The 11,838-nt window shown below is 69.8% G+C and carries 13 protein-coding genes; 8 read left to right on the top strand and 5 right to left on the bottom strand.

Annotation, left to right across the window (positions count from 1 at the left end):
* Window positions 1-28: 28 nt before the first annotated feature.
* Entirely contained in the window at window positions 29-1,432 is a 1,404-nt protein-coding gene (locus QM693_RS21915; protein WP_283353417.1) for an NAD(P)H-quinone dehydrogenase, read from the bottom strand.
* Window positions 1,433-1,548: 116 nt separating this feature from the next.
* On the opposite strand from QM693_RS21915, the gene QM693_RS21910 reads away from it, so the two are divergent.
* Window positions 1,549-2,010 carry a gamma-glutamylcyclotransferase family protein gene (locus QM693_RS21910; protein WP_005239924.1) on the top strand — a complete coding sequence of 154 codons (462 nt, stop codon included), beginning with the start codon at window positions 1,549-1,551 and terminating at the stop codon, window positions 2,008-2,010.
* Between the two features lie 19 nt (window positions 2,011-2,029).
* Here QM693_RS21910 and QM693_RS21905 read toward each other — a convergent pair whose 3' ends face one another.
* From QM693_RS21905 to QM693_RS21895, 3 genes are read right to left on the bottom strand one after another with little or no spacing between them, the layout of a single operon-like run.
* Entirely contained in the window at window positions 2,030-3,181 is a 1,152-nt protein-coding gene (locus QM693_RS21905) for a M20 family metallopeptidase (RefSeq protein ID WP_283353416.1), read from the bottom strand.
* A complete protein-coding gene (locus tag QM693_RS21900; RefSeq protein WP_011598215.1) occupies window positions 3,178-4,338 on the bottom strand; it encodes a M20 family metallopeptidase in 1,161 nt (386 codons plus the stop codon). Before QM693_RS21900 ends, QM693_RS21905 begins: the two co-directional genes overlap by 4 nt.
* A 12-nt stretch (window positions 4,339-4,350) precedes the next feature.
* On the bottom strand, window positions 4,351-5,049 hold the full coding sequence (locus tag QM693_RS21895) for an enoyl-CoA hydratase/isomerase family protein (RefSeq protein WP_280782707.1): 699 nt from the start codon (window positions 5,047-5,049) through the stop codon (window positions 4,351-4,353).
* 20 nt (window positions 5,050-5,069) lie between these two features.
* On the opposite strand from QM693_RS21895, the gene QM693_RS21890 reads away from it, so the two are divergent.
* On the top strand, window positions 5,070-5,852 hold the full coding sequence (locus QM693_RS21890; protein WP_283333039.1) for a purine-nucleoside phosphorylase: 783 nt from the start codon (window positions 5,070-5,072) through the stop codon (window positions 5,850-5,852).
* Window positions 5,849-7,438, top strand: a complete 1,590-nt coding sequence (locus tag QM693_RS21885) for a phospho-sugar mutase (RefSeq protein ID WP_283353415.1) — start codon at window positions 5,849-5,851, stop codon at window positions 7,436-7,438. The genes QM693_RS21890 and QM693_RS21885 overlap by 4 nt, the downstream gene beginning before the upstream one ends.
* 8 nt (window positions 7,439-7,446) lie before the next feature.
* Here the strand turns inward: QM693_RS21885 and upp are convergent, their stop codons facing one another.
* Window positions 7,447-8,070 (bottom strand): uracil phosphoribosyltransferase, encoded by a 624-nt coding sequence (gene upp, locus QM693_RS21880; protein ID WP_283333037.1) that lies wholly within the window; start codon window positions 8,068-8,070, stop codon window positions 7,447-7,449.
* Between the two features lie 132 nt (window positions 8,071-8,202).
* Between upp and QM693_RS21875 the strand changes: the two genes are divergently transcribed.
* From QM693_RS21875 to QM693_RS21855, 5 genes are all read left to right on the top strand, one after another.
* Window positions 8,203-8,526, top strand: coding sequence for a type VII secretion target (locus QM693_RS21875; protein ID WP_283333036.1), 324 nt, complete (start codon window positions 8,203-8,205; stop codon window positions 8,524-8,526).
* Window positions 8,527-8,528: 2 nt separating this feature from the next.
* The gene (locus QM693_RS21870; protein WP_283353414.1) at window positions 8,529-9,719 is read left to right on the top strand and encodes a C40 family peptidase; all 1,191 of its coding nucleotides are present in this window, start codon (window positions 8,529-8,531) and stop codon (window positions 9,717-9,719) included.
* 8 nt (window positions 9,720-9,727) lie between these two features.
* Window positions 9,728-10,072 carry a hypothetical protein gene (locus QM693_RS21865; protein ID WP_283353413.1) on the top strand — a complete coding sequence of 115 codons (345 nt, stop codon included), beginning with the start codon at window positions 9,728-9,730 and terminating at the stop codon, window positions 10,070-10,072.
* Window positions 10,069-10,374, top strand: a complete 306-nt coding sequence (locus tag QM693_RS21860) for a YbaB/EbfC family nucleoid-associated protein (RefSeq protein WP_105420508.1) — start codon at window positions 10,069-10,071, stop codon at window positions 10,372-10,374. The genes QM693_RS21865 and QM693_RS21860 overlap by 4 nt, the downstream gene beginning before the upstream one ends.
* Before the next feature lie 204 nt (window positions 10,375-10,578).
* Window positions 10,579-11,823 carry a SatS C-terminal domain-containing protein gene (locus QM693_RS21855; protein ID WP_283333033.1) on the top strand — a complete coding sequence of 415 codons (1,245 nt, stop codon included), beginning with the start codon at window positions 10,579-10,581 and terminating at the stop codon, window positions 11,821-11,823.
* Window positions 11,824-11,838 lie beyond the last annotated feature (15 nt).

Raw genomic sequence — 11,838 nt, 5'->3', positions numbered from 1 at the left:
TGTGAAATGCCTATCCCACACTTCGGGATCAGTCCAGGTCGTCGTGCCGCATCAGCTGGCGTGCCGCCTCGGTGATCGACCCGGTCAGCGACGGGTACACCGAGAACGTCGCGGCGAGGTCGTTGACGGTGAGGTTGTTCTGCACGGCGATGGCGATGGGCAGGATCAGCTCCGACCCGCTGGGGGCGACCACGACGCCGCCGATGACCACACCGGTGGCCGGACGGCAGAAGATCTTCACGAAGCCGCGGCGCAGACCGGACATCTTGGCGCGCGGGTTGGTGTTGAGCGGGAGCATGACCGTACGGGCAGGCACCTCGCCGTCGTCGATCGCGGCCTGGCTGACGCCCACGGTGGCGATCTCGGGACGGGTGAACACGGCCGAGGCCACGGTCTTCAGCTTGATGGGGCTCACGCCCTCACCGAGCGCGTGGTACATCGCGATGCGGCCCTGCATGGCGGCGACGGACGCCAGCGGCAGCAGTCCGGTGCAGTCACCCGCGGCGTAGATCCCGGACACCGGCGTCCGCGACACACGGTCCACGCGCAGGTATCCGCCTTTGTCGAGCTCGATGCCGACCTTCTCCAGTCCGAGACCCTGGGTGTTGGGAACCGAACCGACGGTCATCAGGGCGTGGCTGCCCTCGACCGTCCGGCCGTCCGCGAGCACGACGACGATGCCGTCCTCGGTGCGCTTCACGGCATCGGCCCTGGCGTGCTTGACCAGGGTGACGCCGCGTTCCGCGAGGACATCCTCGAGCACGAGGGCGGCGTCGGCGTCCTCACCGGGCAGGACGCGGTCGCGGCTGGACACCAGCGTGACCTTGACGCCCATCTCGGTGTAGGCGGACACGAACTCGGCGCCGGTCACACCGGAACCGACGACGACGAGGTGCGTGGGCAGCTCGTCGAGGTCGTAAAGGTCGCGCCACGTCAGGATGCGCTCGCCGTCCGGCTCCGCCCCGGGGATCACCCGGGGGCTCGCACCGGTGGCGATGAGGACGACGTCCGCGTCGAGTGTCTTCTTCTCGCCGTTCTCGAGCGTGGCACACACCTGGTGGGACGCCATGCCCAGTCGTGGGTCGGTGATCTCGGCGGTGCCCGACAGCAGTTCGACACCCACCGTCTGCAGGCGGGTGCGGATGTCGGAGGACTGCGCCTGCGCAAGGCTCTTCACGCGGGCGTGGATCTGCGGCAGCGCGACCGTGGCCTGCTCGGGATCGAGCGCAATGCCCAGGTCGGTGGCGCGCCGCATGTCGGTGCGCACGCCGGTGGAGGCGATGAAGGTCTTGGACGGCACGCAGTCGAACAGAACGCAGGCGCCGCCCACCCCGTCCGAATCGATCAAGGAGACGGAGGCGCCGTGCTGTGCGGCCACCAGCGCTGCCTCGTATCCGGCAGGCCCGCCACCAATGATCACGATTCGGGTCATCTGTCCTCCAATTCAACTGTCGACCGGGGTCTCCGGCCGGCTTTTTCTGCGATCGCAGCGCGTCGTGTCGTGCACTGCATGCAACAGATTACTAGCCACCGTTTAGGCTTGCCGCCGTGTCGATCTATGCCGCCTACGGGTCCAACATGCATCCCGAGCAGATGTTGCAGCGCTGCCCACACTCGCCGATGGCGGGGACGGGCTGGCTGCACGGCTGGCGACTGACGTTCAGTGGCGGGGACATCGGCTGGGAGGGCGCACTCGCCACCGTGGTCGAGGACCCCGATTCCAAGGTGTTCGTCGTGCTCTACGACGTCCCCGAGGAGGACGAGGTCAGCCTCGACCGATGGGAGGGCTCCGAACTCGGCATCCACCGCAAGATCCGCGTCCGCGTCGACACCGAGGGCGAACCCGTTCTTGCCTGGTTGTACGTGCTCGACGCGTACGAGGGCGGCCTGCCGTCCGCTCGCTACCTCGGGGTGATGGCCGACGCCGCAGAGATCGCCGGGGCCCCCTCCGACTATGTGCGCGACCTGCGCACCCGCAACAGCCGCAACGTCGGACCGGGCACCGAATAGAACCGCCTGGCGCCGCGCCTCAGCCCAGGACGAGGCTCGACAGCACCCGGACCCCGATGCCCAGCGCCCGCTCGTCCAGATCGAACGTGGGCTGGTGGATGTCGAGTTGCTCGCCGACGCCCGACCAGACGCCGAGCCGGGCCATCGCACCGGGAACCTCTTCGAGGTACCAGGAGAAGTCCTCGCCGCCGCCGGACTGCGGCGTGTCGGCGAGGGCGTCCGGGCCGACCGTGCGGATGGCGTCCTCGAACATGCGCGTCGACACCTCGTCGTTGACGACGGGCGGAACGCCGCGGCGGTAGTTGAGCTGGTACCGCACCCCGGTGGGCGCGAGCAGACCGTGGACGATCTCCCGGACCAGTGGCTCGAGCATCTCCCACGTCTCGTGATCGCCGGTCCGCACGGTGCCGGTCATCATGCCGGTCTGCGGAATGGCGTTGGGTGCCCGGCCTGCGCTCACGGCGCCCCACACCATCACGGTGCCCGTGCGCGGGTCGATCCGTCTGCTGAGCATGCCCGGCAACCCGGTCACGACCGTTCCCAGCGCGAACACGAGGTCGGTGGTCAGGTGCGGACGCGACGTGTGTCCGCCCGGCGAGTCGAGCACCACCTCGATCGTGTCGGCCGCGGACGTGATCGCACCGAGCCGCACCCCGACCCGCCCGGCCGCGAGCCGCGGATCGCAGTGGAGGGCGAAGATCCGCGACACCCCCTCGAGCCGTCCGGCGGCGACGACCTCGAGCGCACCGCCGGGCATGACCTCCTCGGCGGGCTGGAAGATCAACCGGACACCCACCGGGAGGTCGGGGATCTCGCTGAGCGCCAGACCGGTTCCCAGGAGGATGGTGGTGTGGGCGTCGTGGCCGCACGCGTGCGACACGCCCGGCACCGTCGACGAGTACGTGGCGCCGGTCAGTTCCTGCAACGGGAGGGCGTCGATGTCGGCGCGCAACGCGATGCGGGGACCGTTCGACGGTCCGAGATCACACGTGAGGCCCGTTCCGCCGGGCAGCAGGTCGGGCGACAGACCGGCCGCGGCCAGCCGGGTCGCCACGAATTCCGTCGTCGCGTATTCGTGTCGCGCGAGTTCGGGATTGGCGTGGATGTGTCGACGCCACTGAGAGAGTTCGTCGGTGTGAGCGAGAATCCATTTGTCGACTGCCGCGTTCACCGGCGATCAACTCCTTCCAACAACCGCACCCGCTGTGTGTCGTCCGTTGCCGCGCGAACTGCCGTGCGAGCCAGCGCAATCGCTCCGTCGATCACGGCGCGGTCGGCGGACTCGGTGATGCATGCCGCCGCGAACCGAGGCTGATGCGTCACCGCGCCGTCCGAATCGAGGCCGATGACCGGATGAATTCCGGGCAGGACGTTGGTGACGTTGCCCATGTCGGTGCTGCCCAGCGGACGGACGCCCTCCCACTCGAGCGGCAACGGTGTCCGTCCCATGTCGATGATCTGCTCCCGGTACGTCGCGACCAGCCACGGGTCCGGCGTCAGTTCCGTGTACGTCGGCGACACGGTGCGGATCTCGTGCGTGCACCCGGTGGCGAGGGCGCCCGCCGCGAAACACGCCTCCGCGCGTGTCGTCAGCTCGGACAGCGCCCACGCCGTCTCGGCGCGCAGGTAGTACAGCATCTCGGAGCGTGCGGGAACGATGTTGGGCGCGGTGCCGCCGTCGGAGACGATCCCGTGGATCTGCTGCCCCGGCGAGAGGTGTTGGCGCAGCAGGCCGATCCCGACCTGGGCGACGGTCGCGGCGTCGGCGGCGTTGCGCCCGAACTCCGGTGCGGCCGACGCGTGCGCTTCGCGGCCGGTGAACGTGACCGCGATGTCGGCCAGCGCGAGCGACGTCGCTCCGGTGATGTCGATCGGACCCGGATGCACCATCAGGGCGGCCGCGACATCGTCGAAGACGCCCTTCTCGAGCATGGCGATCTTTCCCCCGCCGCTCTCCTCCGCGGGCGTCCCGATGACCCGCACCGTGATCCCCAGCCGGTCGGCGACCGTGGCGAGCGCAACGCCGGCACCGACCGCGGACGCCGCGATGATGTTGTGCCCGCACGCGTGACCGATCTCCGGGAGCGCGTCGTACTCGGCGCAGATACCGATGACGAGGTCGCCGCTGCCGAACGTGGCGTCGAACGCCGTTGGCAGGTCCGCGATGCCCGACCGCACGTCGAACCCGCTGCGTTTGAGCAGTTCGGTGATCTTCGCGACGCTCCGGAACTCCTCGAACGCCAGTTCCGGTTCGCTGTGGATCGAATGGGACAGCGCGATCAGATCGGTCTCGATTGACCTGACCGCCGCCTCGACATCCGCATTCACGTGCTCATTCTCTCACCCGAAGCTGAAGTTGCTCTTGTCCGTCACCGTGGCGAGCGCGGCGAGGGCGTCGTGATGGATTCCGCGCTTGATCCCGGCGAGGTTGGCGCCGCGGGTGGCGGTGAGTGCGGCGGCCCGTGTCACGGCGGCCGCGAGGACGCCGTCGCCGTCCGCGATCTCGTCGACGATGCCCGCGGCGAGCGCGTCGGAGCCGCCGAAGCGGCGGCCCGTCGTCATCGCCTCGACCGCGGTCTGCTTGGGCAGACGGGTGTTCAGGAGCGCCGACATCCCCACGGTGAACGGCATGTTCAGCGACACCTCGGGGAGGCAGTAGAACCCGCGGTCGGCACGCATGACCCGGAAGTCGTGCGACGTGGCGAGCATCGCACCGGCACCGAAACTGTGCCCCTGAACGGCGGCGACGGTGGCCATCGGGAACGCGAGGAGGCGGCTGTAGATCGTGTGTACGCGGTCGAGATATTCGGGGAGCTTGTCCGTGTTCGCGAAGATCCACGTGGTGTCCAGGCCGTTCGTGAAGAACTTGCCCGTCGCGGTCGTGACCAGTGCGGCGGGACCCTCGTGGGCTTCCACCTCGTCCAGCGCGGCATGGGTGGCGTCGATCCAGTCCGGATGGAAGCGGTTCTCGTTGTCCGTCTCGCCCTCGTTGCCGAGGTACAGGATGAATACGTCGCCGTCGCGATCGAGATAGGGCATGAGTGGAAGACTATCGCCTCATGGGAACGCCAGACGCCGCGGCCGCCGCGCTCGCCGCGCACACGAACTGCGCCGAACACTCGATCGCCGTCGTCCTCGGATCGGGGTGGAATGCCGCCGCCGACCGGTTCGGCGAATCACTCTGCACCGTCCCGATGGCCGATCTACCGGGATTCACACCGCCGGCCGCCGCGGGTCACGCCGGGACGATCCGTTCCGTGGACGTGGGCGGCACACGGGTCCTCGTCCTCCTCGGCCGCACCCACGCCTACGAGGGCCATCCCCTGCCGTCCGTCGTCCACCCGGTACGCACGGCCATCGCCGCGGGAGCGACGACCGTCATCTTGACGAACGCCGCCGGGGGAATCCGCGAGGACTTCACCGTCGGCCAGCCCGTGCTGATCAGCGATCACCTCAACCTCACGGCCCGGTCACCTCTCGTGGGCGCGGAGTTCGTGGACCTCGTCGACGCGTACGACCCCGAACTGCGGGCCCTCGCCCGCGACATCGACGGGTCGCTGACCGAAGGCGTCTACGCCGGTCTGCCGGGTCCGCACTACGAGACCCCCGCCGAGATCCGCATGCTGCGGACGATCGGTGCGGACCTCGTCGGCATGTCCACCGTCCACGAAACGATCGCGGCGCGGGCGCTGGGCGCCCGCGTCCTCGGGATCTCGATGGTGACGAATCTCGCGGCCGGTATCACCGGCGAGCACCTGAACCACGAGGAGGTCCTCGCCGCGGGCCGGGCGTCCGCCGACCGCATGGGCGGTCTGCTGCGAGAACTGGTGGAACGCTTGTGAGCGATCCGATCGCGGACTGGATCGACGCCGATCCCGACCCCGAAACCCGGGCGGAACTCGCGAATCTCTGCGCCGACGAGCTCGCCGACCGGTTCGCCGCTCCGCTGAGTTTCGGGACCGCGGGTCTGCGCGGGCCGGTGCGGGCAGGCCCGAACGGCATGAATCTCGCCGTGGTGATCCGCACGACGGCCGGGCTGAGCGCGTGGCTGAAAGACCGGTGCCTGGGCGGCTCCACCGTCGTCGTCGGGCGCGACGCGCGGCACGGATCCGAGAAGTTCGCCGTCGCCGCCGCGGAAGTGCTGGCGGCCGCAGGATTCTCGGTCGTCCTCCTCCCCCGCCCGCTCCCCACGCCGATCGTCGCGTTCGCGGTCCGCCGACTCCGCGCCGCGGCCGGCGTGCAGATCACCGCCTCCCACAACCCCGCCGCCGACAACGGGTACAAGGTCTACCTCGACGGCGGCGCCCAGTTGATCTCGCCGTCCGACCGGGAGATCGAAGCATCGATCACCCGGGTCGGGCCCGCGAACCTCGTGCCGCGCACCCCGGTGACACCGGCGTCCGAGGAACTCCTCGACCGCTACGTCGACCGGGTCGCGTCCCTGCCGACGGGACGGTCGCGGACACTGCGTATCGCGCTTACCGCCATGCACGGCGTCGGCGGCGAGACCGCGGTCACCGCACTGAAATCCGCCGGATTCACCGACGTCCACAGCGTCGCCGCACAGTTCGACCCGGACCCGGACTTCCCGACCGTCCAGTTCCCCAATCCCGAGGAGCCGGGGGCCGCGGACGCCGTCCTGGCTCTCGCCGCGGAGGTCGGCGCCGACATCGCGCTGGCCCTCGACCCGGACGCCGACCGGTGCGCGGTCGGCGTGCGCGGGCCGGACGGGTGGCGGATGCTCCGCGGCGACGAGACGGGCGTCCTGCTCGGCGAGCACGTCCTCGCGTCCGCCCCGGCCGATTCGCTCGTCGCGACGACGATCGTCTCGTCCGCCCTCCTCGGAAAGCTTGCCGAGGCCCGCGGCGCCCGCTTTGCCCGCACCCTCACCGGTTTCAAGTGGCTCGTGCGGGCCGGCGAGGGTCTCGTGTACGCATACGAGGAAGCGATCGGTCACTGCGTCGACCCGGAGTCGGTGCGCGACAAGGACGGTATCTCCGCCGCGGTGGTGGCCGCCGACCTCGCCGCGACGCTGCGGGCAGAGGGGTCGACACTCCGCGACAGGCTGGACGACTACGCGCTCGAATTCGGATTGCACGCCGGAGACCAGGTGTCGCGACGTGTCACCGACCTCGCAGACATCACCGCGATGATGCGACGCCTGCGGTCGGAACTGCCTGCCGAACTGGCCGGCGAACCCGTCGAGGCCACGGATCTGGCGGAACTGCGGGGGCAGTCCCGCACCGACGCGGTCGTACTCGCGGGGTCCACTGTCCGGATGGTCGTGCGTCCCTCGGGTACCGAACCCAAGCTCAAGTGCTACCTGGAGGTCGTTGTCCCGGTGCCCGATCGATCGGCGCTACCCGCAGCCCGCGAGAGGGCCGCGACCCGGTTGAACCTGTTGCGCGAGTTCGCCGAAGCCCTGTAGCCGCGGCGTCAGCGCGGTCCGAACTGACGGTCCCCGGCGTCGCCGAGGCCGGGGACGATGAACGCGTCCTCGTTGAGCCCCTCGTCGACCGCGGCGGTGACGAGTCGCACGGGATGACCCGACGCCGAGAGGGCGGCAACACCTTCGGGCGCCGCGACGACGCACACGGCGGTGACGTCCGTGGCGCCGCGGGCGACGAGCAACTCGATCGTGTGCACCATCGAACCGCCGGTCGCGAGCATCGGGTCGAGAACGTACACCGGGATCCCGAACAGATCCGCGGGGAGCGACTCGAGGTACGGCACCGGCAGATGCGTCTCCTCGTCCCGGGCCATGCCGACGAAACCGACTCGCGCCTGCGGGATCAGGCTGCTGGCCTGCTCGACCATGCCCAGTCCGGCGCGCAGGACGGGAACGAGCAACGGCGGATGGGTGAGCCGCACCCCGTCGGTCGTGGCGATGGGCGTGACCACGTCGAACGTCTCGACCGGAGCCTCGCGCATCGCCTCGTACACCAACATGTGTGTCAGCCGTCGCAAGGCGGCCCGAAATGTGGCATTGTCGCTGCGCGCATCGCGCATCGCTGTCAGGAGGACCGCTGCGAGTGGGTGGTCGACGACGTGCGTGTTCATGTTCGAAGAATAAGGGGGCGCGGGGCGAGATTTCGCAGGAGAGCGATTCTCGGCGTATCGGGGGTGGAACCGATTCGGACTCACCTGCGTCCAATATGGTGACCGGTATCAAATCCGACTGGGGGGATGACGATGAACGACTTGAGGGCGGATACCGCGAGTATCGCCGAGTTCGCGGCCACGGCCGCGACCATGTCAGCGCAGATGCAGGCCGCAGGTCTCGGGGCCGCCGCCGCGGGGCCGCTCCTGCTCGGACCGGTCTTCGGGGTGATCGGCGGCGATTTCGTCGCCGCGTTCGCCACGGCGCACGCCGCGCACCTGGCTTCCATCGAGAAACTGTCCGGCGTGCTCGGCGGGATCAGCGCCACCGCCCTCGCGAACGCCGCCGCGTACGAGGGCACCGAGGCCGCCACCACGGCCGCGCTCGCCGCGAATGCGGTCGGGCTGGAGGCCTGACCGTGATCCCCATCGATCTCCTCACCCGCCCGATCCTCGATCTGCTCGGGGCGTTCGGCAGCGGCGTCCTTCCCGTCGGCGGACCGGCCGACGCCCTGCGCGCGTCCTCGGTCGCCATCGACGCCGTCCACGACACCGGGCGCACCGGCATCAGCTCCGTCTACGGCGACTGGCAGGGCAGGGGTGGCACGGGTGCGATCGTGAAGACCGAAGAGGCGCAGCGGGCGACGGTCGCGGTCTCCGATCGCGGCAACGACATGGCTGCCGTCGTCGCCGAGGCCTCCGAGATCGTCCGGGCCGGAATGGTCCAACTGGAGGAGATCCTGCAGTCGTTCATCTCCCTCGCGGTCGCGGCCGGACCCGCCCTGGCCACCCCGCCCGGTCAGGCGATGATCATCGCGGCGGCACTCGACCACCTCGGCAGGGCCACCGCGGTGGTCGCGAAGGTGCGGGCCGAACTCGGCGAGCAGACCGGCCGGATGGTCGCCCTCACACCGGCCGAAGACATCCCGGCCGCGCCCGCCGCCACCGCCCCCGCGAGCACGTCCGCGGCGAGCACGGTGCCCGCCTCCGCGGCCCCCGTCGCACCCGCGGGCTCCGACGCGGTGAGCCGCGCGGCCTCCGGGTTCGCGAGTTCCTCCGGCGCGTCACCGATGTCGGGCCTGACCAGCATCGCCGCTCCGGCCGCGCGCTCGTCGGGCGGACGCGGCTCGGGCGGATCCCGCGCGGATTCCCTCACCGGCAGGTCCGGAGATACCGGTCACGGGCCGTCCACCTCGGACTCCGCACGCGGCGGCGAGGGCGTGGAGGTGGTCCTGCCCGACGGCAGCACCGCCGTCGCCCCCAACAAGGAGGCGGCGGACGCCGTCCGCAACGCCCTGTCGCAGCAGGGCGTCCCGTATGTCTGGGGCGGGACGTCCCCCGGCGAGGGCCTCGACTGCAGCGGGCTGACGCAGTGGGCGTACGGCGAAGCGGGCGTGGGTCTTCCGCGTCTGGCGCAGGAGCAGAACGTCGGCACCGCGGTCGACCCGGGCGACCTCATGCCCGGCGACCTCGCCGTCTGGGACGGCCACGTGGCCATGGTGATCGGCAACGGCCAGCTCGTCGAGGCCGGTGATCCCGTGCAGGTCGGTCCGATCCGAACCAGCAACAGCGGCATGGGCTTCTACGGCTTCTACCGACCCACGGAATGACAGGAATCATGTTTTCCCCCACCCCACCCCCGGCCGGCACCACGGCCGCAGTGAGCAACCGCTCCGGCACCGTCTCGGTCCGGACCACCGAGCAGGGCCTGCCGCTCGAACTCCGCATCGATCCGCGCGAGCTTCGGTACGGCGGCCAGCGGCTCGCTGACGAGATCCTGACGCTCTGCAGGCGCTCGGCCATGGAGGCCGGGGCGCGGCGACGCGACGAACTCGCCCGCGACGGCATGCCCGCCGAGATCCTCGACCAGCTCGGTCTGCCCACCCGCACCGACGTCGCCGCCGCGCAGGCGATCGAGGACGAGGAAGAACCCACCCCGACGAGCTGGATGCGACCACTGTGAGCGAACACGATATGGATGCGATCGTCGGGCGGGCCACCGAACAGGTGAATCTGCTCGAGGAGGCCCTCGCCGGGCTGCAGGCGATCAAGGCGCGCGCGTCGAGCGAGTCCGATCAGGTCACCGCCGAGGTCGACGGGAACGGCACGCTGACCGGTCTCTGGATGGACGACTCCATCTCGACGCTCGACGCCCGAACACTCGCGACGATGATCACGAGCACCACGCAAGAGGCCGCCCGGCTCGCCACCGAACAACGCACCCGGGTCATGACGACGCTGCAGGACGGGTTCGGGAGGGTGTGACCGTCACATTGCCGATCCGGAACATGCACCCTCCTCGAACGACTCGACGCACAGCGAAAGTCACGGTAGGGCTCCGATACGCGCCGGTCGCCCCGTTCGGCCGACTCGGTCGCGGCTGCCGCGGCCCGGCGGCGACGGGCACCGGAAACGCTCCGCACACAGCCCGGGTATAACTTTGGCCGCGGGGTCGATAGGCTTCGCGCCATGGCTGGAGACATCGTCCCGATCGAACTCGGTCTCACCGACGGCGACCTCGTGACACTGTGGGCACCACGGTGGCGTGAGGGCGACGACGAGTGGGAAGCATTCCTTGGTCACGAGGAAGACCTGTACGGGTTCGAATCAGTGGCAGAACTCGCTGCCTTCATCCGCACGAACACCGACAACGATCTCGTCGAGCACCCCGCCTGGAGTGTGGTGTCCGGGCTGTCCGCCGCCGAACTCGAACCCGACGAGAACTTCTGCTTCGATCTGATCGGGGTGCCGGAGCTGGCGGCGAGTGACCCCGAGGCTCTCGTCGTGAGCGAACTCGAAGACACGCTCAACATGGTGCGCAACATCGGTGAGGTCTGCGAACTGGACGCGGTCACCAAATTCTTCAACGCGAACCCCATCCTCGGCGCGCTGCCCGCAGGCGCCAGCGCATTCGAGGGCCGCGAGGGCGAGGAGCTGTGGGCCCAGATCGGCACCGCCATCGCGAAGGGCTGGGATGACGTCCTCGACGCCGTCGACAACATCGTCGCCACCCCCGAGGTGGATGCCGAGGCGGTAGCCGTCGCCGAGGCCGAACTGGTGGCCGCCGATGAGAACACCGTCGACGTGGACGACGTGGCCGAAGAGGCGGAGGAAGACGAGGAGTTCGTCGCGCTCGACCTCGACACCGAGGACGAGGAGGAGGACGACTCGTTCTGGGGTGCGGTGGGTGTCGATCCCGTCAAGATCATCACGTCCGGGGAGACCTACTTCACGCTCCGCTGCTACCTCGACGACGACGCGCTCTTCCTCGGGCGTGACGGCGCGATCTTCGTCTTCACGTCCGAACGCGCGCTGGCCCGCTACCTCGCCGACAACCACGAGCACGCCCTCGCGCAGGTGAGCACGTACGAGGAGATCCAGGTGGCGGCCGTCGACGGATCGCTCGAGGTCGAGGTCACCGACGAGAACGTGTACGTCCTCCCCGGTCTCGCCGACGACCTGGCCGCCGGTCCGGAGTCCGTCGACGCGGACCAGCTCGACCTCGCCGTCGAATTGTTCACCGATGCAGCCGATTTCGCCGACGACGATTCGGTGGAGACCGCACTCGCGACGTCCGAGCCGCTGGGCTGGTACGTCTCGTTCGTCCTCAACCCGGATCCGACGCGGATGGCGCCCAGCGCACCGTTCGACGCCGAGGCGGAGGCGTGGCGGACGCTCGAGCGGGAGTTCGAGGCCCGCCTGCGGAAGGTCTGAGCGCCCGCCCTCGGG

This window comes from Rhodococcus sp. IEGM 1305, from assembly GCF_030058635.1.
Classification (GTDB): Bacteria; Actinomycetota; Actinomycetes; order Mycobacteriales; family Mycobacteriaceae; genus Rhodococcus_F; species Rhodococcus_F opacus_D.
Note: the sequence above shows the minus strand (reverse complement) of the source record. Positions and strands in the feature narration are given on the sequence as shown.